Origin of the sequence: Bradyrhizobium sp. HKCCYLRH2015 (genome assembly GCF_051168215.1) — a bacterium.
In the GTDB taxonomy this organism is placed as follows: domain Bacteria; phylum Pseudomonadota; class Alphaproteobacteria; order Rhizobiales; family Xanthobacteraceae; genus Bradyrhizobium.
The window spans coordinates 25983-45337 of sequence record NZ_JBNPUO010000013.1; the positions used below are offsets into that span (position 1 = coordinate 25983).

The 19355-nt window shown below is 66.5% G+C and carries 21 protein-coding genes; 15 read left to right on the top strand and 6 right to left on the bottom strand.

Going from position 1 to position 19355, the window contains the following annotated elements:
• Nucleotides 1–523: 523 nt before the first annotated feature.
• Entirely contained in the window at nucleotides 524–736 is a 213-nt protein-coding gene (locus ACQR1H_RS29745) for a hypothetical protein (RefSeq protein ID WP_315804158.1), read from the top strand.
• A gap of 281 nt (nucleotides 737–1017) precedes the next feature.
• Here ACQR1H_RS29745 and ACQR1H_RS29750 read toward each other — a convergent pair whose 3' ends face one another.
• The 3 genes from ACQR1H_RS29750 to ACQR1H_RS29760 all read right to left on the bottom strand — a co-directional run bounded on the left by ACQR1H_RS29750 (nucleotide 1018) and on the right by ACQR1H_RS29760 (nucleotide 2702).
• On the bottom strand, nucleotides 1018–1590 hold the full coding sequence (locus tag ACQR1H_RS29750; protein WP_434838283.1) for a type II toxin-antitoxin system VapC family toxin: 573 nt from the start codon (nucleotides 1588–1590) through the stop codon (nucleotides 1018–1020).
• Between the two features lies 1 nt (nucleotide 1591).
• A complete protein-coding gene (locus ACQR1H_RS29755; protein ID WP_315804156.1) occupies nucleotides 1592–1960 on the bottom strand; it encodes a hypothetical protein in 369 nt (122 codons plus the stop codon).
• A gap of 76 nt (nucleotides 1961–2036) precedes the next feature.
• Nucleotides 2037–2702 carry a helix-turn-helix domain-containing protein gene (locus ACQR1H_RS29760; protein ID WP_315804155.1) on the bottom strand — a complete coding sequence of 222 codons (666 nt, stop codon included), beginning with the start codon at nucleotides 2700–2702 and terminating at the stop codon, nucleotides 2037–2039.
• 207 nt (nucleotides 2703–2909) lie between these two features.
• Between ACQR1H_RS29760 and ACQR1H_RS29765 the strand changes: the two genes are divergently transcribed.
• The 4 genes from ACQR1H_RS29765 to ACQR1H_RS29780 all read left to right on the top strand — a co-directional run bounded on the left by ACQR1H_RS29765 (nucleotide 2910) and on the right by ACQR1H_RS29780 (nucleotide 6648).
• Nucleotides 2910–4406 carry an amidase gene (locus ACQR1H_RS29765; protein ID WP_434838282.1) on the top strand — a complete coding sequence of 499 codons (1497 nt, stop codon included), beginning with the start codon at nucleotides 2910–2912 and terminating at the stop codon, nucleotides 4404–4406.
• A 39-nt stretch (nucleotides 4407–4445) separates the two neighbouring features.
• Nucleotides 4446–4796 (top strand): RidA family protein, encoded by a 351-nt coding sequence (locus tag ACQR1H_RS29770; protein ID WP_315804153.1) that lies wholly within the window; start codon nucleotides 4446–4448, stop codon nucleotides 4794–4796.
• A 16-nt stretch (nucleotides 4797–4812) separates the two neighbouring features.
• Nucleotides 4813–6051: an NAD(P)/FAD-dependent oxidoreductase gene (locus ACQR1H_RS29775; RefSeq protein WP_315804152.1), complete on the top strand. Its 1239-nt coding sequence runs from the start codon at nucleotides 4813–4815 to the stop codon at nucleotides 6049–6051.
• Between the two features lie 222 nt (nucleotides 6052–6273).
• Nucleotides 6274–6648 carry a hypothetical protein gene (locus tag ACQR1H_RS29780; RefSeq protein WP_315804151.1) on the top strand — a complete coding sequence of 125 codons (375 nt, stop codon included), beginning with the start codon at nucleotides 6274–6276 and terminating at the stop codon, nucleotides 6646–6648.
• Nucleotides 6649–6705: 57 nt separating this feature from the next.
• Here ACQR1H_RS29780 and ACQR1H_RS29785 read toward each other — a convergent pair whose 3' ends face one another.
• Together ACQR1H_RS29785 and ACQR1H_RS29790 are read right to left on the bottom strand one after the other, a co-directional pair.
• Nucleotides 6706–7899, bottom strand: a complete 1194-nt coding sequence (locus ACQR1H_RS29785; protein WP_434874459.1) for a polysaccharide deacetylase family protein — start codon at nucleotides 7897–7899, stop codon at nucleotides 6706–6708.
• 240 nt (nucleotides 7900–8139) lie between these two features.
• Nucleotides 8140–8976, bottom strand: coding sequence for a polysaccharide deacetylase family protein (locus tag ACQR1H_RS29790; RefSeq protein ID WP_434874460.1), 837 nt, complete (start codon nucleotides 8974–8976; stop codon nucleotides 8140–8142).
• 109 nt (nucleotides 8977–9085) lie between these two features.
• On the opposite strand from ACQR1H_RS29790, the gene mgtE reads away from it, so the two are divergent.
• From mgtE to ACQR1H_RS29830, 8 genes are all read left to right on the top strand, one after another.
• Complete coding sequence (mgtE, locus tag ACQR1H_RS29795; RefSeq protein ID WP_316181803.1) at nucleotides 9086–10504, top strand: magnesium transporter; 1419 nt, start codon at nucleotides 9086–9088, stop codon at nucleotides 10502–10504.
• Between the two features lie 81 nt (nucleotides 10505–10585).
• Nucleotides 10586–10861: a helix-turn-helix domain-containing protein gene (locus ACQR1H_RS29800; protein WP_315718360.1), complete on the top strand. Its 276-nt coding sequence runs from the start codon at nucleotides 10586–10588 to the stop codon at nucleotides 10859–10861.
• Nucleotides 10862–10937: 76 nt separating this feature from the next.
• On the top strand, nucleotides 10938–11756 hold the full coding sequence (locus ACQR1H_RS29805) for an aldo/keto reductase (RefSeq protein ID WP_434908605.1): 819 nt from the start codon (nucleotides 10938–10940) through the stop codon (nucleotides 11754–11756).
• 147 nt (nucleotides 11757–11903) lie between these two features.
• On the top strand, nucleotides 11904–12776 hold the full coding sequence (locus ACQR1H_RS29810; RefSeq protein WP_434908606.1) for a hypothetical protein: 873 nt from the start codon (nucleotides 11904–11906) through the stop codon (nucleotides 12774–12776).
• 150 nt (nucleotides 12777–12926) lie between these two features.
• Nucleotides 12927–13586, top strand: a complete 660-nt coding sequence (locus ACQR1H_RS29815; RefSeq protein ID WP_316181807.1) for a glutathione S-transferase family protein — start codon at nucleotides 12927–12929, stop codon at nucleotides 13584–13586.
• 239 nt (nucleotides 13587–13825) lie between these two features.
• Nucleotides 13826–14017 (top strand): hypothetical protein, encoded by a 192-nt coding sequence (locus ACQR1H_RS29820; protein ID WP_315718364.1) that lies wholly within the window; start codon nucleotides 13826–13828, stop codon nucleotides 14015–14017.
• Between the two features lie 299 nt (nucleotides 14018–14316).
• Nucleotides 14317–15309: a hypothetical protein gene (locus ACQR1H_RS29825; protein ID WP_316181809.1), complete on the top strand. Its 993-nt coding sequence runs from the start codon at nucleotides 14317–14319 to the stop codon at nucleotides 15307–15309.
• Nucleotides 15310–15332: 23 nt separating this feature from the next.
• A complete protein-coding gene (locus ACQR1H_RS29830) occupies nucleotides 15333–15773 on the top strand; it encodes a DUF1489 family protein (protein ID WP_315804143.1) in 441 nt (146 codons plus the stop codon).
• A gap of 175 nt (nucleotides 15774–15948) precedes the next feature.
• Here the strand turns inward: ACQR1H_RS29830 and panC are convergent, their stop codons facing one another.
• Nucleotides 15949–16800: a pantoate--beta-alanine ligase gene (panC, locus tag ACQR1H_RS29835; RefSeq protein ID WP_434847048.1), complete on the bottom strand. Its 852-nt coding sequence runs from the start codon at nucleotides 16798–16800 to the stop codon at nucleotides 15949–15951.
• A gap of 261 nt (nucleotides 16801–17061) precedes the next feature.
• On the opposite strand from panC, the gene ACQR1H_RS29840 reads away from it, so the two are divergent.
• Together ACQR1H_RS29840 and ACQR1H_RS29845 are read left to right on the top strand one after the other, a co-directional pair.
• Nucleotides 17062–17985 carry a division plane positioning ATPase MipZ gene (locus tag ACQR1H_RS29840; RefSeq protein ID WP_315718368.1) on the top strand — a complete coding sequence of 308 codons (924 nt, stop codon included), beginning with the start codon at nucleotides 17062–17064 and terminating at the stop codon, nucleotides 17983–17985.
• Nucleotides 17986–18394: 409 nt separating this feature from the next.
• Nucleotides 18395–19285 (top strand): alpha/beta fold hydrolase, encoded by an 891-nt coding sequence (locus ACQR1H_RS29845; protein WP_316181816.1) that lies wholly within the window; start codon nucleotides 18395–18397, stop codon nucleotides 19283–19285.
• Nucleotides 19286–19355 lie beyond the last annotated feature (70 nt).

Genomic DNA, 19355 nt, shown 5'->3' on the forward strand with positions numbered 1-19355 from the left:
CGCGGGGAATGCCGGGTGCTGGCCGCACCCATGGCCCGCCTGCGAACAAGAATGCAGGCGGCAGGAACCACAGGTTCAGCCGAGGCATCCCGGCATTCCCCGCGCGATGGTTTTGACGGCTTATACGTCCTCTCCCCGGGGACCGGCTGTCTTGCCCCCGTCGCCCGCGCAACGCGAACGCGTTGTCGCGCGCTTGGCCTCAGCACCGGGAGGCCAGGACCCTACGATTTCGCCGGCGCAACGGCTTCGTTCGTCCGCATGACCTTCGTCACGCTGCGAGCCGCTGCGCCCACCGCATCCCACCCCGCGTGCCGTGACGATCGCGATACGCCCCTCGTGCCGAGGCGGGATGGGGAGATACAATCATGATTTCCGATAAAGCGAAAGAGGAATATTTTTCGCGCGGGGACTGGACAGGGGTGATGTGATTGAGCCGGCGGATGAAAAGAGAATTTCGGCGCAGGCGACCCCCACCGCGAAACCAGCCGGGCTTCCGTCTAATTACGATGCGACCGGCCGCGAGATGATCGACGCCGTCCGCCGCGTCGTCGGCCGTCCCGACCTGCCGGTGAAGCCGTTCCCGTGGATCACGCTCTGGTTCGCGGCGCCGTTCGTGCGCTTCATGCGCGAGGCGATCGAAATGCGCTGGCTGTGGAAGCAGAGCCTCGCGCTGGACAATGGCAGGCTGGCCAGCCTGCTCGGCGCGAGTCGCATACGCCCCTCGATGATGCGGTGAGGGCGGCACTCGTGCCCATCACCTGAACCATTCACTCGCGAAAGGAGCGACCGTGATCACCGCATTGTTTGCGGCGCCGCTGACACGCGCCCAGTGTCTCATGCTTGTCCTGCTCATCGCGGCGCAGGTCGCACTCTTTGTTGCTCTGCTGATCGCGCCTGGCCAGGTTATCGACTGGTCATCCAGTCTGCGCCCGCCTGGCGCGGAAGCTCTGCCGCTGGTCGTGCGCAACCTTTCAGCCATGAAGGCCGGCTACTGGCGCGATGTCCTGAAGGCCTCCACTATGGTTCACGCCGTCTGTAAAGCAGCGCTCGACCCGCGGGGACGAGTTGCAGCAGAAGGTCGTAATCCGCGACGTTCGCGGTAAGGACGACCAAACCGAGCTTCTGGGCCTGAAGAAACAGCACACTGTCCTGAAGTGCGCGCAGCTTACCGTCTCGTTCGTAACTCTGAAGACGGCAAAGGATACCCGAAAGGAGTGCTGCGCGCCCGAGCGTGTCGCCATCAGGTGCAAAGGTGCGATGGGGTGGCATCGCTTTGATGTGCTTTCCGACCACATCGATGACCGGGGCTGTGCGCGGATCAGAGGGGTTCAATACGCCGACCGTGTGCATCAACTCCTGAATCGCAACTGTTGAGTGATTCACTTGCCGATGTGCGATCAGATCGTCGAGAATCGGAGGTGATCGATCCTGCATCTGGTCGATGTAGACGCAGGTGTCGAGCAAAAGCCCCTGTCCAGCGATCAGGGTCGCGTCAACAAATGGTAGTTGGTCATCACTTCTTCGGGGCAGCGTTTTCCACGGGTCGAACCGCGCCCATCGTCGTGCGGCATCGAAATCGAACGCCGCCACGTCAAAAACCGAGCTTCAGCTTCGGATCCGCCGTACCACGCGACCGTTTGAACACATCTGCGAAGTTGTCCTCAAGCGCGACCGTTGCGAGGGCAAATTCGATCAAGTCCGTATCCGTCTCGATGCCCGTTTGCCGCTTCGCTTGGCGGACAAGTGCAGAACTCACCCGGCCGCCGATACGACCTTGTTTGTCTTTCAGCAGACCCGACCGCTCGGCTGCCCGCATCACCGCCTCGAACCGCGTCTCGCTCCCGGCGAACTGGCCAGTTGCCGCTTCGCGGTGAATCCGCGAACTGCTGCCTGCCGCGCCCTTATCTCGGCGGGTTGGTGATTTGCCGGCGGGGGATTTGGTCATGGACGCTTCGATCATGTTAGACAAAAGCTGCTATTGTTCAACGTAGCACTTCACCACACGGATATCAACGGAGCAGCAGACCGCTCCGCCCTCACTCCACCGCATCTTTCTTAGCGATCCTGTGCAGTTGCTCGAACAGATCCGACTGCTCGCTCGTACACAGGCACACGCCCTGCGCCGACGCCGCTTCGCCCGCGTTGAGGTAGGCGTGGCCCATGGTGCTGTCGAGATACATGCCGTCGCCCTCGTGCAGGATCTCCGGCGCGTAGAACTCGGTGTGCACGGCGATGGTGCCGCGGGTGACGAGGAAGTACTCCTCGCCGCTGTGGCGGAGCAGGGGGCCGAACTCCTCGAGCGTGCGGGCGCGCACCTCGGCGATCATCGGCACCATGCGCTTTCCGATCAGGTCGGTGCACTGATAGGTGTAGGTGTAGAATCGGGTGTTGACGATCTGGCCCTGGCCGGCGCGGCTGACGCTGCGGCGGGCGGTCACCGGGCGGCCCGGCTCGGGGCGCGGCGAAGCAGGGCTGAACAGCTCGGCGATGTCCATCTGCAAGCCCGAGGTGAGCTGCAGCAGCTTGTCATAGGTCAGCGACATCAGGCCGTTCTCGACCTTGGACAGCGTCGACAGCGCCATCCCCGTTTTCTCCGCGACCTGCTTCAGGGTCAGGCCGCGCGCCTGCCGGGCCGCCTTCAGGCACTGGCCGAGCTGGGAGTGCGGGCCTTCGGCTGAAACGCTGATGGCAGTGTCTGTCAAAGCGATCTCCGGAAAATCCGTTAGCGGATCAGGCGTGCCGATGGCCGGGGCAGTTCGGGCAATCTCGCCCCAAAGCGCAGGAAATTCAATTGTGTGCTCCGACGTCCGAAGGTCATGCGTGGACAGCGGTGGAACAATGCGTTTTCAGGTCGTGCATTCGATTTCTTATATGCTAAATAGTTTTCCGAAACGGAAAAGAGAAGCCCTGTGGAATCGATTTGCGACAAGACCGCCGTCGAGCTGGTCAAGCTGCTGAAAACAAAGGCGATCTCCCCGGTTGCGCTGCTCGACTCGTGTCTGGAACGGATCGCGGCGGTGAACCCGGCGGTCAACGCGGTGGTGACCCTGGATGAATCTGGCGCCCGGGCGGCCGCCAAGCGCGCCGAGGCCGAGATCGTCAGGGGCGAGGACAGGGGGCCGCTGCACGGCCTGCCCGTGCTGATCAAGGACACCCAGGACACCGCCGGGATGCGCTCGACCTATGGCAGCCCGATCCTGGCCGACAATGTCCCGGCCGTCGACCAGGCCTCGGTGGGCCGGCTGCGCGCGGCCGGCGCGATCGTCTTCGGCAAGACCAACACGCCGGAATGGGCGGCGGGCGGCAACACCCGCAATCCCGTGTTCGGCGCCACCGGCAACCCGTTCGATCCCACGCGCTCGGCCGCCGGCTCCTCCGGCGGTTCGGCGGTCGCGCTCGCCTGCGGCATGGCCCCGCTGGCCTCCGGCTCCGACACCGGCGGGTCCTTGCGCAATCCGGCCGGCTTCTCTGGCATTGTTGGGATGCGGCCGTCCTACGGCCTCGTCGCCAGCGAGAAGCGCGCCCATGGCTGGTCGTGCCTGTCGACCGACGGGCCGATGGCGCGCGACGTCGCCGACACCGCGCTGATGCTGTCGGTGATGGCAAGCGACGATGCGCGCGATCCGCTCGCCTACACCTTGCCCGGCGAGGCCGTGCGCGGCGCGCCAGCGCGCTGGGCGGTGCCGCCAGCGGTGGAACTGAACAAGCTCAGGCTCGCCTTCACCGAGGATTTCGGCTTCGCACCGACCGAACAACTGATCCGCCGCGCCTTCCGTGCGCGCGTGTCGCGCATCGCGCCGCTGTTTGCCGAGACGCACGAGGGCGCGCCGGATTGCAGCGGGGCCGACGAGACCTTTGCGGTGCTGCGCGCCTCGCTGTTCCTCACCCAGCACGGCAGGAATTTTCGCGAAAGGCCCGACATGCTCGGGCCGAACGTGCGCGCCAATGTCGAGGAGGGGCTCGGCTACAGCCTCGAGGATTTCTCGCGCGCGAGCGCCAACCAGACCCGGATCTATCGCGCCTATCAGAGCTTCTTCGCCAGCCACGACGTGCTGATCAGCCCGACCATCACCTTGAGCCCGCGGCCCTGGGCGGAGCTCTATCCGGCCGAGATCGACGGCGTGCCGACGCGGTCCTACTTCCACTGGCTGGCGCTCGCCTATGCGGTGACCCTGGCCGGGCATCCCGCGCTCAGCCTGCCGCTCGGCCTCGACGACAACGGCCTGCCGTTCGGCCTGCAGATCGTCGGCCCGCGCGGCGGCGATGCGCTGGTGCTCGGCGTGGCCGCGGCGCTGGAAGCCGCCTTCGCCGATGACGCCGAGCTTCGCCGTCCGCGGCCGGATCTCGCAAGGCTCGCGTCGCTGCCGCCGCTGGCGCAGACGCCGGGCTTCATGGCGTGGGATTGAGGCGGCCCTCATGATCACTACATCCTGGAGCGACTAACGATGTCCGACGCCCCCTCATGGCCGTTCTCGCTGGTGCGCCGCGCCGGCGGCCTGGTGTTCCTGTCCGGCGAAGTGCCGGTCGCCGATGACGGCAGCATTCCCGAAGGGATCGCGGCGCAGACCGACCTCGTCTTCAAGCACATCGCGGAAACGCTGGCCGGCGAAGGCCTGACGCTCGACGACATCGTGTCCTGCATGGTGCACCTCGCCGACAAGGCGGATTTCGCCGCCTACAACGAAGCCTATCGCAGGCACTTCAAGGATCCGCTGCCGGTCCGTACCACGGTGCAGGCGCAGATGATCGCGGATGTGAAGATCGAGGTCACCGTCGTCGCCGCGGCGCGGACCTGAGGTAGGAGTGATGACGATGCGAAGCGCGATCGTTCTCGGTGGCGGCATGGTTGGCGTCGGCACGGCGCTGCATCTGCAGAGCCGCGGCTGGTCAGTGGCGCTGGTCGACCGCAGGGAGCCGGGCCGCGAGACCAGCTATGGCAATGCCGGCATCATCCAGAGCGAGGCCGTCCGGCCCTACGCGATGCCCTATGATCTCGCCGGCGTGCTCGACATCGCGCTGGCGCGCACCAACGACGTGCATTACAGCCTCGCGGCGCTGCCCTATCACGTCCGGCCGCTGCTGCAATATTGGTGGAATTCGTTCCCCGCGCGCCACGAGGTGCTGACGCGCACCTATGCGCAACTGATCGCGCGCGCCGCGCCCGAGCACGAGCCGCTGATCCTCGCGGCCGGCGCCGGCAACCTCGTGCGCCGCGACGGCTTCCGCGTGCTGCACCGGACGCAGGCGCAGTTCGACAAGGAGGCCAGGGAGGCCGAGGCGGTCGGCAAGGCGTTCGGCGTCAAGTTCAAGCTCTTGAGCGCGCAGCAGCTCAAGCAGGCCGAGCCCGGGCTGATCGACAGCGGCATCGGCGGCCTGCACTGGCAGGAGCCGTGGACCGTGTCCGATCCCGGCAGCCTCGTCGCCTCCTATGCCGAGCTGTTCACGCGTCGTGGCGGCAAGCTGCTGCGTGGCGACGCGACCACGCTCGCGCAGGCGGGCAGCGGCTGGGCCGTCACCACCGCGGAGGGACGCATCGAGGCCGAGGCCGTGGTGGTCGCGCTCGGGCCGTGGTCGCCGGAGTTCCTGACGAGGTTCGGCTACGACATCCCGATGGTGCGCAAGCGCGGCTATCACCGTCACTACACCGGCGGCGCGCCGCTCGATCTGCCGCTGCGCGATGCGGCGCGCGGCTATCTGATGAACCCGATGGCGCTCGGCGTGCGCATCACGACCGGCGCCGAGCTGTCATCGCCGAATGCGAAATCGACCCCGGTTCAGCTCGGCAAGGCCGAGGCTGCCGCGCGCCAGCTCATCGATCTCGGCAAGCCGGTCGAGCCCGAGCCGTGGATCGGCACGCGGCCGTGCATGCCCGACATGCTGCCGGTGGTCGGCCAGGCGGCGCGTCACAAGGGCCTGTGGCTGCATTTCGGCCACGGCCACCAGGGCTTCACGCTGGGGCCTGCGACCGGCCGCATCCTCGCCGAGCTGATGAGCGGCGAGGCGCCGAGCGTCGACGTCGCCGCCTGCGCGCCGGCCCGGTTCGGCGCATAGTGCGGGAGCCGCTGCAGCCCTGCAATTGCAGGCTGCAGCGGCGCCCGCCGGGCAGTCCCTTGTTTACCAAGCGGGCCTGTTCTGGCGCTGCAAAATCTCCACTTCACGAATTCGCAAGCCCGCTCTCCTAGGGTGACGCCGGTTGGACCAGGACGCGGGGGCGAAACGCGTTTCGTGAGTTCTGTCGTCGGCCAGTGATCCGAACATCATGTGGGGGAGCAGATGAACTTCACGGGCCTCGTGTACCGCTTCGTCTCGAATTTCGTATTTCTCGCGGCCGTCTATCTCAGCCTGAACTACGTCGAGAAGTACCAGAACCGCGCCGTGCTGGCGCTGGTGGTGCTGATCTATGCCGGCATGCGCGCCGTCACGGTGGTGCGCACCTTCCACTTCTTCGGACGGATCGAGAAGATGGAGTCGGACGTTCGCCGTCTGGCCGGCATGCTCGGCGACGGGCCGGTCGGGCAGGTGGTCAGCAGGCAGGTGGTGTCCGACGTCGGATCGCTGCGCAAGGACGGCGAGAAGAAGTCCTACATGGACCTGTTCTTCCTGGCGGCCGCCGTCATCCTCTGCGTCAGCAAGCTGGTCTCGAACTGATCGCGCGCGGCGCGGGCGAATCGTCTTAGCGTCCTCACCTGCAACATCTGCGAATGTTCAGCGCCGCCTGAGGCTGGCGAGGCGCACCGGGCGCGGCGCCGGCTTGGCGGCCACAGCCTTCGGGGCCGGGCTTTCGAGCCGGGCCAGCTGGCGCCGCTGCGCCGACAGCGGCGCGACAGGCGGCCATGCGAACAGATCGGACGCCGGCGCTGCCAAGGCCGGCGCCGCAAGCCGCCGCGCGAGCGGCGGACGCGGCCATGCCGGCTTCTGCGCGACACGTCCGACGGCCGCCGGCACGTCGAGAATGCCGAAATCATCCAGCCTGGCGCGGGCCCCCGTATCGGCGCCAGCGAGATCGACGGGCGCGATCCTCGGCCAATGCGCCACCGGGGTCTCGTCCGACGGGCGGTGCACCAGCCAATCCTCGGGCTCGGTCGGCGTCGCCGGAAGGTCCGGCGTCGCCGCCACGACGTGGACGACGCGGTAGTTCTTGGCCTTGAGCTCGGCGAGGATCTTCGGCAGCGCCGTCACGGTGCGCGCATGGATGTCGTGCAGCAGCAGGATGCCCTTGCCGCGCGCCTCCAGCCGCTTCATCGCGAGCTCGTAGACCTTGGCGCCGGAGATGTTGCGCCAGTCGTCGGCGAGGAAGTCGGCGCTCCAGAGCTGCAGGCCGAGCGAGGCGGCGTAGCTCTCCACGGCGTCGCCGCGCAGCAGGCCGGGCACGCGGAAGAACGGCGACAGCGCCGACGGATCGGTCAGCGCCGCCGTCGTCCAGGCGATGCCCTGGTCGACCTCGGGCTTGACCTGGTCGAGCGTCATCTTGTTGAAGCTCAGCGGATGGTTCTGGCTGTGGGTGCCGATGGTGTGGCCGGCGGCCGCAAGCTTCCGCACGCCCTCGGGATCGGCCTTGGCCTGGCGGCCAATGGTGAAGAACGTCGCCTTGACGCACTGGTCGGCGAGGATCTGCAGCACCTGATTGCTGTACTTGGGCAGCGGGCCGTCATCGAAGGTGATGACGACCTCGTGATCCCGAAGCGGCAGCGTCTCCTTGTACTGCATCGCGCCGATGCGCGGATGCTCGCGCGGATCAACCACCAGGACGCGTGACGTGCCGAGCGCGTTCGGATGCCCGGGACAATCGGCCACCGGTGCGGCCGACGATCCGACACTGGAGGCGATGCAGGCGACGGTGCCCAACAGCACTGCGAGCCATGTTGGCCGTCCGACGCAAGCCCACCGACGATCACGCATCACGCTGCTCACATTCCCTTCACCGTCCCGGCTCCTTCGGCCAGGGTCTTCCACGATCGATGATGTGTCGCAGCCGCGCGGAACGGGCAAGCGACCGCCAAGACATAGCAGGGATGTGCGGCTGTCGCGAGATGACATCGTTCCGGGTTCCGGTTTGCCCGCGGCTGTTGCCGGATTGCAAGCGGCAGAAATCGCCGCAATCACGGCAGTCGAGCGTAGACGGCGGTCCTGAACGGCGGATTAACCACCTTCGTGCGGCAGCGTCGGCGCGGCTGAAGGGCGTTCGCTACGCTCCTCGTGATGCAAATCCTCCGGCGGCTTCGGCACCACATGGACCACGCGATAGCCGTGTGTCTTCAGGTAGCGCAGGAACGCCGGCAGCATGGCCACCGTGCGCGGCTGCGGGTCGTGCAGCAGGATGATGCCTTTGCGCGCCTGGTTCAGCCGGCTGGTCAGCCGATGGAGAGTCTGCTGCGGCGACAGCGGGTTCCAGTCGCCGGCCCAGAAGTCGGCGCCGAACACGACGATGCCGCGTGACTGCAGCAGGTCGAGCGTCGCCGGTGTCGATTCGAAATAGGGGAAGCGAAAGAATGGCGTCGACGGCGTAGTCGTCTCGACGCCGTTGAGCGCCTTCTCGTCGGCGGCGATGCCGCGATCGATCTCATCGACGGCCTGTTCCGGCGTGATGTGCGCGAGATGCGCATGCGTGAAGGTGTGATGACCGACGGTGTGGCCTTCGGCCGCGATCTTCCGCACCAGCGCGGCGCGGCCCGACGCGGGCTGGCCGACCAGGAAGAAGGTCGCGCGCACGCATTCCCTGGCGAGCGCGGCGAGCACCTTGTCGGTCATCGGCGGCGACGGGCCGTCGTCGAAGGTCAGCACCACCTCGCCGTCATGCAGCGGCAGCGTGTCCGGGAAGCTCTTCAGGCCGACGCGCGGATGTGTCGCGGCGTCGACGGTGAGAATGCGCGACGTGCCGAGCGTACCTTCGCGCGGGCATGCGGCAGGCGCGGCCGCGGCGACGTCAGCCGCGAGCAGCGCCGCCACGACGCCGGCCGCGTTTACCCATCCCGTCATCGATCGCCAAGGCCGCATCTTTTCCCGTTGCGCTCGCTGTTGCCGATTATGTAATGCGTGAAGCACAAATCAGACCATTTGCTCTGAAATCAAGCGCGTGAGGCACGTCATGAACGAGACATCGGACGTTGCCCATGCTGATGCAACTCTACGCGATCGCGCGCCGATGCGCACCGAATCCGGCGAGATTAGCGCCGAATTCATCGCCGCCATCGCGGCGGCCATCGCCGCCGAGGACGAGGCGTTCCTGCGCGCCGAGGTCGCCGAGCTGCACGAGGCCGATCTCGGCGACCTGATCGCGGCGCTCGCGCCGGACGACCGTGTCCGGCTGGTCGAGCTGACCGGCACCGATTTCGACTTCTCCGCGCTGAACGAGGTCGACGACGCGGTCCGCGAGGAGATCCTCGAGGAACTCGAGCCCGAGACCGTCGCGGAGGGCGTGCGCGAGCTCGAATCCGACGACGCCGTCGAGCTCTTGGAAAGCCTCGACGAGGAGGACAAGGAGGAGATCCTCGAACGCCTGCCGCCGTCCGAGCGCGACGCGCTCGCGCGCAGCCTCGATTATCCCGAGGGCTCGGCCGGCCGCCGCATGCAGCGCGAGTTCATCGCGGTTCCCTTGGGCTGGACGGTCGGCGAAGCCATCGACTACATGCGCGAGACGCGGGATCTGCCCGAGCGGTTCTACGAGATCTATGCGGTCGACGACGCACGGCATTGGCAGGGCGCGGTGTCGCTCGATGCGCTGCTGCGCGCCCGCCGTCCGGTTCCGCTGGCCGATCTGATCGACGAGGACCGCCGTCGCGTCACCGTCACCGACGATCTCGCCGAGGTGGCGCGGCTGTTCGGCAAGTACAATCTGGTCGCAGCCCCCGTGGTCGATGCCGAGAACCGGCTGGCCGGCGTCATCACCATCGACGACGTGGTCGACGTCATCGAGGAGGAGGCCGACGAGGATTTCAAGGCGCTCGGCGGCGTGTCCGGCGACGAGGAGCTGTCCGACAGCGTCTGGACCATCGCCAAGGGCCGCTTCAACTGGCTGCTGATCAATCTTGCCACCGCGTTCCTGGCGTCCTCGGTGCTCGGCCTGTTCGAGGGCCAGTTGCAGCAGATGGTCGCGCTCGCCGTGCTGGCGCCGATCGTCGCCAGCCAGGGCGGCAACGCCGCGACCCAGACCATGACGGTCGCAGTGCGCGCGCTGGCGACGCGCGAACTCGGGCCGAACAATGCGATGCGGGTGGTGATGCGCGAGGGGCTGGTCGGGCTCGTCAATGGCCTGGCCTTCGCGCTCGTCACCGGCATCGCCGCCGTGGCGTGGTTCAAGATGCCCGGGCTCGGCATCGTGATCGGGCTTGCGATGATCTCGAATCTCGTCGCGGGTGCGCTGGGCGGCATCCTGATCCCGATGGTGCTCGAACGGGTCCGCGCCGACCCGGCGGTGGCCTCCGGAACCTTCGTCACGACGGTGACCGACGTGGTCGGCTTCTTCTCGTTTCTGGGCATCGCCACGCTCTGGTTCGGCCTGAAATAACCGCTGCGCCTGAACGACTTATATCGTTAATCCGGCCTTAACGCGGTTCGGCGAGACTGTCGCTCGACACGGAGTCGGACGATGCAACGCTTGCGGCTGAAGGCAGATGGACGGATCGTGGAGCTGCGCGACGGCGAGGAGATTCCGCTGGCGCCCGCGGCTCCGCTCGAAGTGCGCGATCTCAGGCGGCGGGTGCATCTGACCCAGCAGGAATTCGCCGCCAAGCTCGGTGTGCCCGTCGAGACCATCCGCAATTGGGAGCAGGGCAAGCGCATGCCGCGCGGCCCGGCGCGCGCGCTGCTCACCGTCATCGCGCATGCGCCCGAGACGGTGTTTGCCGCCTTAGCCAAGACTTAAGCCAACCACGGGTCGTGCGTTGGCAACGCCCGGCGTGTGCCTACATAATGTTGCACGCGCTCTGGAGTGCACGGCCATGCTGATGATCGAGGCCAACGGTGCCAGGATTCCCGCTTTGGGTCTCGGAACCTGGGAGCTGCGCGGGCGCGCCTGCAGCCGCATCGTCGAGCAGGCGCTCACCCTCGGCTACCGGCACATCGACACCGCGCAAGTCTATGAGAACGAGCAAGAGGTCGGCGAGGGCCTGCGTGCGTCCCGCGTCCGGCGCAACGAGGTGTTCCTGACCACCAAGGTGTGGACCACGCATTTCGCGCCGCACGATCTCGAGCGCTCGGCCAAGGAGAGCCTGGTCCGGCTGCGCGTCTCCGAGGTCGACCTGTTGCTGCTGCACTGGCCCAATCCGCACGTGCCGCTGGCGGAGACGCTTGGGGCGCTCGCGCATGCCAAGACGCTCGGGCTCGCACGCCACATCGGCGTGTCCAATTTCACGGTCGGTCTGCTCGACGAGGCAGTGGCGGCATCGCCGGAGCCGCTGGTGTGCAACCAGGTCGAGTATCATCCCTATCTCGATCAGACCAAGGTTCGCGACGCCTGCGCGCGCCACGGCATCGCGCTCGTCGCCTACAGCCCGATCGCCAAGGGCAAGATCAAGAACGATCCGACCTTGACGCGGATCGGCCGCGCCCATGGCAAGAGCCCGGCGCAGATCTGCCTGCGCTGGCTGGCGCAGCAGAGCGTCGTGGCGATCCCGCGCACCTCCAAGATCGAACGGCTGTCCGAGAACCTCGACGTGTTCGATTTCGAGCTGTCCGAGCAGGACATGGCCGACATCTTCGCGATGGGCAGCCCCGAGGGGCGGATGACCAACTTCGCCTTTGCGCCGAAATGGGATTGAGGGCGGCGCCCGCGCATTTATGCTAAAGCCTGACATGACAGGGCGCGGCCGGCGGGCCGCACGACGGCGGTTGCCGTATTCCCTGCCGATGATCGGAGCGATGGCGCGACGCGCACCTTCGCTCATGCGCGGGCGTAGTGAAGCAGCATGGAACGTTGGCAGTTCATCCGTTGGGGCATCGCCGCGTCCGTGCTCGCGCATCTCCTGATCGCCGGCGGGGTCATGGTCTCGACCACGGTCCGGCCTTATGAGCTGCCCAAGAGCGACGAGATCGAGGTCAACATCGTCGACGCCGACGAGCCGCAGAAGACGCCCGAGCCCGTCGCCACGCCATCGCCATCCCCGACGCCGGATCTGGTGCTGCCGCAGCCGGACCCGAACGCCTCGCCGGCGGCCGCCGCACCGCCACCGCCCAGTCCGCCGCAGGACGCCAAGGAGACCCCCAATCCTCCGATGCCGGCCGCGCCGGCGGCGAAACAGCCGGCGCCGGCAGCATCGCCCAAAGCGGTGAAGACGGCCGCAAAGGCGGAGAGCAGATCCGCCGTCAAGCCGGCGCCGCCACCCGTGCCGGCACCCGCGCCGACCTATGTGCCTCCCGAACCGGATCTCACGGTGAAGTATGGGGTCATGCTCGGTCTGCCCGAGCCATTGTCTCCGTTACCGCGTCCCGGCGGCCCGGAGGACGGCAAGGACGCCGGGCCGACCGCGACGACGAACCTCGCCGCCAATCTGGAAGCGGCTCTGCGGCAGAAGGTCAGGAGCTGCGCGCGGCTGCCGGCCTCGCTGTCGCTGTCGGACAACGTGCTCATCAGGCTGCGCTTCGGCATGACACCCGATGGACGGCTGGCGACAGAGCCGGAGGTGATAGAGGTCGTCGCGGCCTCCAAGGCGATCCAGCTCAAGGAGAGCGCGGTCCAGGCGTTGAATGCCTGCCAGCCCTACGCGATGTTGCCTCCCGATCGCTACGACGAGTGGAAGGTGATCGAGATGTCGTTCACGCCGCAAGATTTCGCCCGCTGATCTGCGGCCGGCGACGCATGAAGGCGGGCGCGTGGTCGGGCGCTTGTGTGTCGACGCAACGGCCGATCATCCTGTATGCGTCGCCGATAGCATGAGCGTCGACGGCGCGGCTGCGCGGGCCGTCCACGCCCAACACGGAGACGGTGCGACATGACGCTGAAGCTGGTGATCGGCAACAAGAACTATTCCTCATGGTCGATGCGGCCCTGGCTGGCGCTGCGCGGCTGCGACATCGCCTTCGATGAGATCGTGATCCCGCTCTACACCGACGATCCCGCCGACAAGGCGCGCATCCTCAAACATTCCCCGGCCGGCAAGGTGCCGATCCTGATCGATGGCGCGATCAGCGTGTGGGATTCGCTCGCGATCATCGAATATCTCGCCGAGCGCTTCCCGCAGGCGGGGCTGTGGCCCGCCGATGCCGCTGCCCGCGCCCATGCGCGATCGGTCTGCGCCGAGATGCACTCCGGCTTTCCGGCCTTGCGCAACGAATGCCCGATGAATCTCCACCGGCCGGTGCGGCCGGTGGAACTGTCAGCCGATGCCAAGGCCAACATCGCGCGGATCGAGGACATCTGGCGCGACTGCCGTGCCCGCTACGGCCATGGCGGGCCGTTCCTGTTCGGCCGCTTCGGTGCCGCCGACGCCATGTTCGCCCCGGTGGTCACGCGCTTCCACAGCTTCGCCATTCCGGTCGCCGCTGAGACCCGCGCCTACATGGACATGATGATGGCGATGCCGGCCTTCGCGGCCTGGGTGAAGGACGGCCTCGCGGAGGACTGGGTCATCGAGCGGGTCGAGAACGTCTGAACGGTCTCGTCTGTTCGCGATTTGGTCCGTGGTGGACGAGCGCGCCCCGAGCCGCTCGTCCAGGAATACCGTTTGCGGACCCATCCCGTTGAAGAATCTCGCAATCTCCGCGTTTGCCACGTCGTGAGGTCGCTGGTCAGGGCGGGCGGCGGCGTGATATAAGCGCGATATTTATAAAGACACGCCGGCTCGGGCAGCGGGACCAGGGGCTCTTGCCGGCATGCGAGCAGGAGAGGGCGTTGAAACACAAGTTCCCCATTGGGGCGACCGTCTATTTCACCGCGAGCAACGTCTCGCGTCCGGCGGCCACAGGCACCTACGAGATCATCCGCCAGCTTCCGACGGAAGACGACGACTGCCAGTATCGGATCAAAAGCTCGACGGAAGCCTTTGAGCGGGTTGCCAGAGAGAGCCAATTGGCCTTGTCTTGAGAACCACGTGCCGCGTCGGCGGACGCGGCCGCCGGAGACGTAGCCGAAGCGAGAGGGAGAGTTGCCACGCGTTCGGGAGCCGTGGCACGAGACGATGACGATTGCTGCGCGATCCCTTTTGGGGATAGCGGGTAGCTCCACACCATCCGGCGCCCGCAGGCGCATGGAATCGTCTTATTGTCTTGGTGGGGCCGCAATCGATCGGGTGATCATTTGAATTTGATGATCGTTTCACGGCCGTCCCATGTAGGGACGCCATCGGGGCCGCTTTCGCTGGCCCACGTCAGGAACAAGCGCGCATGAACTCGACCTGGCCTTCCTCGTTGGATCAGCTCTTGAACTCACCGGCGTTCCCGATGTGGCTCACCGTTGCCGCGGCGGGTTTCTTTGCGCTGGTCGTCCTGACGACGCTGCTCAGGGCCGAGAAATCGGTCGCCAACGGCGCGCTGACGGTGATCACGCTGCTGGCGGTCGGGATTGCGGTGGCGTCGATGATGCGGAGCCAGGATGCGACCCCGCGTGGCGCCAATGGCGATCCTGCTGTGACCGCCTCCGTCGGCCTCTCGCCGCCCGCGCTGGCCTGCGTGGATGATCTCGCCGGCGATCTGGTGCTCGCGAATTGCGAGAAGAGCCTGTTCGGATCGGCCGAGATGACGGCCGCTGCCGTCAGCTATGCGGCGGGCATGCTGAGCCGGCTGTCCCAGGTGGGCGACGTCGCCAGCGCCAACAAGGTGATGACCGCGGAGCTGCTGGCGCTGCGCCGTGCCGTCGAGCGCGATCGCTATGGCCTGATGGCCTATGTGCTGCTGACACGCGACCGCTGCACGCCGAGCGATTGCGTGATGTTCCGTGCCGTGGGCGATCGCCAGCAACTGATGAACAACATGGAAGGGCGGACCTATGAGGGCCTGGTGACGCGCTACGCCTCGCAGTGGAATGCGGCGCCGGGCCAGCCCGTCGCTGGAACCTTTGCGGGATTGGCGCCTCCAGGGGTGGCGCCGTCGGCGCCGAGCGGCAAGCCGACGACCGCGGAATTTCCCAGCTCGGCGAACACCCCGCCGGTCAGCATCATGAATCCCGAGCCGACGGCCTCGACGCGCTCGGCCGCCCCGGCAGCCGCGGCGCCGAAACCGCCGACGCAGCTTACGCCGTCGCCCGCAGCCCCACCGAGCGTGGCTGCCAGCCACGCCCAGGCGCCGGCGGCCAAGAGGGCCGCGCCGAAGCCGAAGCCGGCCGCTGCGGCGCCTCAAGCGGCGCCTGAGCCCGCCGAGCCGGCCGCCAACAACGAATAGATCCCGCTGGTTGAACCGCCATCATGCCTCTGCACCTGATCAAGCTCGCCGTCGGCTGCGAGTCCGTGAAAGAGCTGAAGGAGTGGATCGCCGAGCGCATGCTCGCGGCCAAGAAGAAGGGCCTGCCGCAGCAGCACGTCCATGTCACGCGGATGACGCCGAAACGGGTCGAGGACATCCTCGCCGGCGGCTCGCTGTACTGGGTGATTCGCGGTGAGGTCGCCGCGCGCGAGAAGATCGTCGGCATCGAGCCGTTCCGCGACGGCGACGGCATCGGGCGGTGCCGCATCATCATGCAGCCGAAGGTGATCGCGGTGTCGCCGCGGCCGATGCGTCCGTTCCAGGGGTGGCGCTATCTGACCGCCGAGGATGCGCCGGCCGATCTCGGCAAGGCCAGTGCGGCGGGCGTCGAAGCCATGCCCGAGCCGCTGCGCCGCGAGCTGCGCGATCTCGGGTTGCTGTAGCACCTCGACGTGCCGGTGGTGTTGCGCGTGAGCATCTCACGCGCGGCGGAAGTTCAGCCTCGCTCGCAAGGGCAGGGCGTACGTTCGAGGCGGCGGCGGCGGCTGCCGTTGCCTCTGCCTTGCGGGCGAGGGAGCCGCTCACGGTGTCTTGGCGGACCGCCGGTCTCCCGGCGCCTCACGCCGCGATATTGTCGATCAGTCGCGTGGTTCCGATCTTTGCTGCGACCAGGATGCGCTTGGGTCCCGACTCGTTCGGGGCGATGGGCGCCAGCGTCTCGGCGTGGCGGACCTCGAGATAGTCCAAGGCGAAGCCGGCTTCGGTGATTGCGGCGGCGCCATCATCAACCGCCGCCTGCATGTCTTCGCCGGCGCGCAGCCGGGCCGCCAGCTCCTTCAGGACACGGTGCAGCGTCGGCGCCGCCCGCCGCTCATCTGCCGAGAGGTAGACATTGCGCGACGACATCGCGAGTCCGTCGCGTTCGCGCACCGTACGCGATCCGACGACGCGGACGCCGAGATCGAGGTCGCGCGCCATCTGGGCGACGACGCGGAGCTGCTGATAGTCCTTCTCGCCGAAGATCGCGACGTCCGGCCGACATTGCGTGAACAGCTTGGCGACCACGGTCACCACCCCGCCGAAGAAATGCGGACGGAAGCGGTCCTCCAGCCCGGCCAACGCCGCGCCTTCCGGCACGATCCGCGTCGCGAAGCCGTCCGGATACATCGCCTTCGCGTCGGGATGCCAGATCAGATCGACGCGCTCGGCCGCAAGTTTCGCAACATCCTCCTTCCAGGTCCGGGGGTAGGACCCGAAATCCTCCGTCGGCGCGAACTGAGTCGGGTTGACGAAGATCGAGACGACCACCTTGTCGGCGCGGCGCTTCGCCTGCCGGACCAGCGAGATGTGCCCTTCATGCAGCGCGCCCATGGTCGGCACGAGCGCGATGCTGGCTTTTCTCGCGCGCAAGCTGTCGAGCTCGCGGCGGAGGGCGGAAACGGTGCGGGCGACGCGCGGGCTTCGTGACATTTTTGCTCGATCTCACAGCGAAAAATTGCGGTTGCTCTGTTCGGCCTTGACGCTCGGGCGACCGCCCTTAACAAGGACGCGGCACGCCGCTCAGCATACTTGAATACGCCTGTTAGCACGTCTCCGCGTCCGATGCGGAGTTGGTAAACGCGCGCGTCAAGTAGTAGCGGAGGATGCTCCCCCGTGGGATTCACGATGACGATGCATTTCACTTGACCGCAGACGACCGTGACTCGAAGATGATCGTAAGAGGTCGACAACATGCTGGTGCAGACTAGCCAAGGACAATCGGGCTCGGCCCACGTGGTTGTGCTTGGAAACGAGAAGGGCGGGTCGGGCAAGTCGACCACCGCCCTGCATATTGCCGTGGCGCTCCTGAAGGCTGGCCAGCGTGTCGCCACGATCGATCTCGATTGCCGCCAGCAGAGCTTCACCCACTACATCAACAACCGGAGCGCCTGGGCGCGCCGCACCGGCCTGCGCCTCGAGCTGCCGACGCACTACTGCATCCAGCTCGGCCGGACGTTGCAGATCGACGAGAACGAGAACACCGAGTTCCAGCAGTTCATGGAGGCCGTGAGCGCGGTCGAACGCTCGTTCGACTTCATCGTCATCGATACGCCCGGCAATGACAGCTACCTGATGCGCCTGGCGCATTCGATGGCGGATACGCTGGTCACGCCGATCAACGACAGCTTCCTCGACTTCGACGTGCTGGGAACGGTCGATCCCGCGACCTATGCCGTGACCGGCGAGAGCCATTATGCGGAGATGGTGCGCGACGTCCGGCGCAAGCGCCGCCAGGTGGACGGTGCGATGACCGACTGGATCGTGGTCCGCAACCGGCTGTCGATGCTCGGCTCGCGCAACAAGCAACTGGTCGCCGACGGCCTCAAGGACCTGTCGCTGCGGCTCGGCTTTCGCGCCATCGACGGCTTTGCCGAACGCGTCGTCTATCGCGAGTTCTTCCCGCGCGGGCTGACCGCGCTCGACGACATCGACGAGGCGACCCTGGGCACTCGCCCCAATCTTGGCCACGTCACGGCCCGGGAGGAGGTCACCAGCCTGCTGCGTCAGCTCAAGCTGCCGCTGGATGAGCGCGGCCGCCGCCGCGCCGCGAACCGCGCCGAATGGTTCGCCCAGGTCGACAAGCCGCTCGACCTGCACGACATCATCAGCGCCTGAATACCGTCCGCAGTCAGGCGAGACCTCGCCTGAGACATTGTGCGCGTTGAACGTGCCCGCGGCCTGGTTAAACAATCTCCTGACAGCGGTGGCGAGTAACGGCGCGTTCAGCCTGTTTGGGCCGGACGGAAGAAGATTTGTCTCAGGTCAAGGCCGTAGCCGCCAATTTCGCTAGATTACCGTCAAATTCATGACTGATTTGAACCTGACGTTCAGGGCTCAAGTCACAAGAGAGGGCGGTGGAACCCGCTCTGCTGCACAGCAACTAGGTGCGGCGCACAACGAACGGGCGACGGATACACAACATTTAGTCTTCCTGTCACAGCGCCGTTACATATATTAAACAGAACGGGTCGCGAGAGTCTTACAGGTTCAAAACTACCTTTGATTGTGCTCCCGAGGGACGAACATGAAGCGTGGAATAACCGTTCTTGTGTCTGTCAGCGTGCTGGCGGCCGTCGGCTACTTCACCGCGAGCAAGTGGGCGATCCGGCACGAGACCATCAGGTTCTATGACGCCTCGCGCGACAACCGTCTGGTCGAAGTCGCCGTCGCCGTCCGCCGCGATAAGGAGATGCAGGCCGAAGCCGGCATGATCAAGCTGCCGGTCGCGATCCTCAATCACGGCAACACCGTCAAGTTCACCGAGTACTCGTTCCTGGCCAACGTATTTGCTGCGCGCGGCTACATGGCGGTCAGCATCCAGCACGACCTGCCGACCGATGCGCCGATGGTGACGAAGATCGGCGAGCCCTATGTCGGCCGGCTGCCGCAGATCCAGCGCGGCGTCGCCAACATCCGATTCGCCGTCGAGCAGATGCACCAGGTGCAGCCGAATGCCGACTATGATCATCTGACGATTGTTGGTCATTCGATGGGCGGCGACATCTCGATGTATTTCGCCAAGCAGTATCCCGAGGACGTCCGGAAGGTGGTCACGCTCGACAACCTCCGCGTCCCGTTCGTCACCGACGGCAGGTTCAAGATCCTGTCGTTCCGCTCGAAGGACCCGCAGTTCAAGACCGATCCCGGCGTGATCCCGAGCGACGACATCTGCGAGAAGGAAGGCATCACCGTCGTCAAGACGGACTTCCAGCACAACGACATGCGCGACACCGGACCTGACGACGCCAAGTCGTCGATCCAGGCCATGCTGGACAAATTCCTCGCCGACAGCGACAGCAGCACCAGCGACATCGGGCCGGTCAAGACCAATACCCCGTTGCTCGATCCGGGTCCCGTCGCGCCTTATGCGCCGGTCGGCAAGACCGCGACGCCGGCCAAGCCGCTGACGCATTGAGGGGGCAGGGGCGGGGTGCACGCCGGTCTCGCCTGATCCTTGCGGCCCTTGCGACGGGAACGAACGGCGT